Origin of the sequence: Segatella salivae F0493 (assembly GCF_000477535.1) — a bacterium.
GTDB classification, from domain to species: domain Bacteria; phylum Bacteroidota; class Bacteroidia; order Bacteroidales; family Bacteroidaceae; genus Prevotella; species Prevotella salivae.
Map to the genome: position 1 here is coordinate 1 of NZ_AWGW01000023.1, position 2340 is coordinate 2340.

Annotated in this window: 3 protein-coding genes; all 3 read right to left on the bottom strand. The window is 42.5% G+C overall.

Going from position 1 to position 2340, the window contains the following annotated elements; all coding sequences use genetic code 11:
- Positions 1–255: hypothetical protein (locus HMPREF9145_RS13465; RefSeq protein ID WP_155945282.1), on the bottom strand; the 255-nt coding region annotated here is incomplete at its 3' end.
- A gap of 28 nt (positions 256–283) precedes the next feature.
- On the bottom strand, positions 284–1849 hold the full coding sequence (locus HMPREF9145_RS06955; RefSeq protein WP_021825646.1) for a hypothetical protein: 1566 nt from the start codon (positions 1847–1849) through the stop codon (positions 284–286).
- Between the two features lie 39 nt (positions 1850–1888).
- Positions 1889–2101, bottom strand: coding sequence for a hypothetical protein (locus HMPREF9145_RS06960; RefSeq protein WP_036906950.1), 213 nt, complete (start codon positions 2099–2101; stop codon positions 1889–1891).
- Positions 2102–2340: the final 239 nt, after the last annotated feature.

The following is a 2340-nucleotide window of genomic DNA, read 5'->3' on the forward strand; positions in this document are numbered from 1 at the left end:
AAATGCCAAACCATTCGGGAAATGACTTTCGCCATGCGCGGAAATGCCAAACCACTCGGGAAATGACTTTCGCCAAGCGCGGAAACGCCAAACCTTTCGGGAAATGACTTTCGCCATGCGCGGAAATGCCAAACCCTTCGGGAAACGACTTTCGCCAAGCGCGGAAATGCCAAACCCTTCGGGAAACGACTTTCGCCATGCGCGGAAATGCCAAACCCTTCGGGAAACGACTTTCGCCAAGCGCGGAAATGCCAAGCCCTTCGGAAAGTAACTTTTGACAGAGTTATTTGAAAGGTATTGTCATATAACCATAGTTGCAGCGATTATAATACAGTTGCGTTGCATGATACTTATCAAACTGCAGGCCGTGAGCATAGCCTGGAACTGGCCAAAACATTGAAGACCAATATCGTCCTTCGGTACCCAAACCATACAACGTTCCAGCTGCATCATAGTATCCCATAGCGGGCAGGAAGAAGTAGTCTTGTTTTTCAGAATTTGTGAGAGGAGTAGTATTTATTGAATAATTTGGAACACTCGTTGGTAGCCCATTAGAAGTAGCTTCACTATGATCGACTTTCATGTGCTCAAGAGTCACTCCCTCGTCGGCAGCAATTTTGGCGAGTTTCTTAAACCACATTCCACCCTTATAAAGATGACCAAAAGCTGTCCAAATCTGATTGTCGTCCCAATGTGGGTCTCCTTTCCACACACACCACATCATTTCGTGGGCGGTAGGTAAAGTCTTGAATAAAGGATTAACGTGATTATACGTGTAAGGGTTTCCAGTATCATGATGAAACCATCTGGAATCATTATTATCTTTGGGATAATTATTGTTGGTGGCATTGTTGACAGTAGGTTGCAATGGATTAGAAGAATCCCATTCAAAGCCTGCCCAATATTTCTGCTTTGCATCCCACATATAGTAGTTATTTCCTAAATTGGGGATATCCTTATCTATCCAAGCCGTAAAATCACCCATTTTTCCTGCATCGCAAGCGACTGTACCGAGCGATTTGCTGATGACACTCGAGACATGTGTTGTCGGGTCTTCAATATAATAGTCGACATTCAGAGTGTGGCTGCCTGGGGCAATGACAACATAATAACAGCTGTCATTCCTTGTCGAGAGAGACATCTTGCCCGATGGTGTAGTTATCGTAATCGTGTTGCTTGCTGAACTTGTGGGCGCAGTGCCGAGTGTGCCATTTGTGAAATCATATTTGCCGGCAATCGGGCCGGAAGTTGAGGTGATGACAATTTTGTTTAATCTCACGTTGCGATTAAGGCGTTCGTACTCAAGACGAGGATAAAGACAAAGGTAGGCCGTCTTGTGCTCAAGGAAAAATCTGTATCCGCTATTCGAACTTTTCTTTGCTATCGCAACGCCGCAGTCGCCCCACTCGCCTAAGTGGTCAAAATTGTTGGTCGCAGTCGGTGTCTGAACGGCTTTGATTTCAACTTCTGTAGGCGAAGCGCTGTTCTTACCCGTATATACAACCATGTGATTTGCACCTGTAAAGTTTCCAGTTAAACCAAATATCGCTTCGTTCTTGTTTGAAGGCTCGGGGAACTTGGTAATAGAACTTTGGCGAAATGTGCCGTTATCATCTTTTACCCAAATATGGTCGGTCGCTTCCCAAAGCACATGAGCACTGTTTCCCTTTGTATAGTCAGCGAGTGTTGTTCGAGTATTTGGATTGTTTTCACTGTAAAATGTCGTTGTTCCTGCCGGAAACTTGTCAATGTCTTGCTGTCCGTCTTGTGCTGTATCATTGGCGCAACTTATAGTCAACAATGCAGCTGTCAACAGTATGCTTAATTGAAATATTCTTTTTGTTTTCATATCTTGTTTTACTTCATTTGTTATTGTTATCCTTTTTAATTAGTCCTCCCAAATAGAACCGAAATCGTTTTCATCAGAGGTAAAGTCATCGTCTTCATATTCAAAAAAATTTTTCTTTGCGTCGCCTCCACTGGCACCCGGAGTGATTGTACCAGCATTTCCACTGAGATTCATGAGATTTTCAATATCCATATTGAAAATTTTAATTACAGGTTTCTGATACAATCTTTTGTCTAATTTAATTTCTTTCATATTTAATATTTTAAATTGAGAAAGTATTGTTTTTTTGAGTAAAATTCATCTTATATTTCTTTTTTCAATCCGAAAAAAAGGCACGAGTTACTGAACAAAGGGAACTCGGTCAAGCCCTTTGTTAATCGGGGGTTACGCGGCATGCCTCGCGCGCGTAAGAGAAAATGTTTAAGAGTGTAGTTATTGGCGTGGCGCCAATGAGAGAGAGAGAGAGAGAGAGAGAGAGTAGCAAATTATTT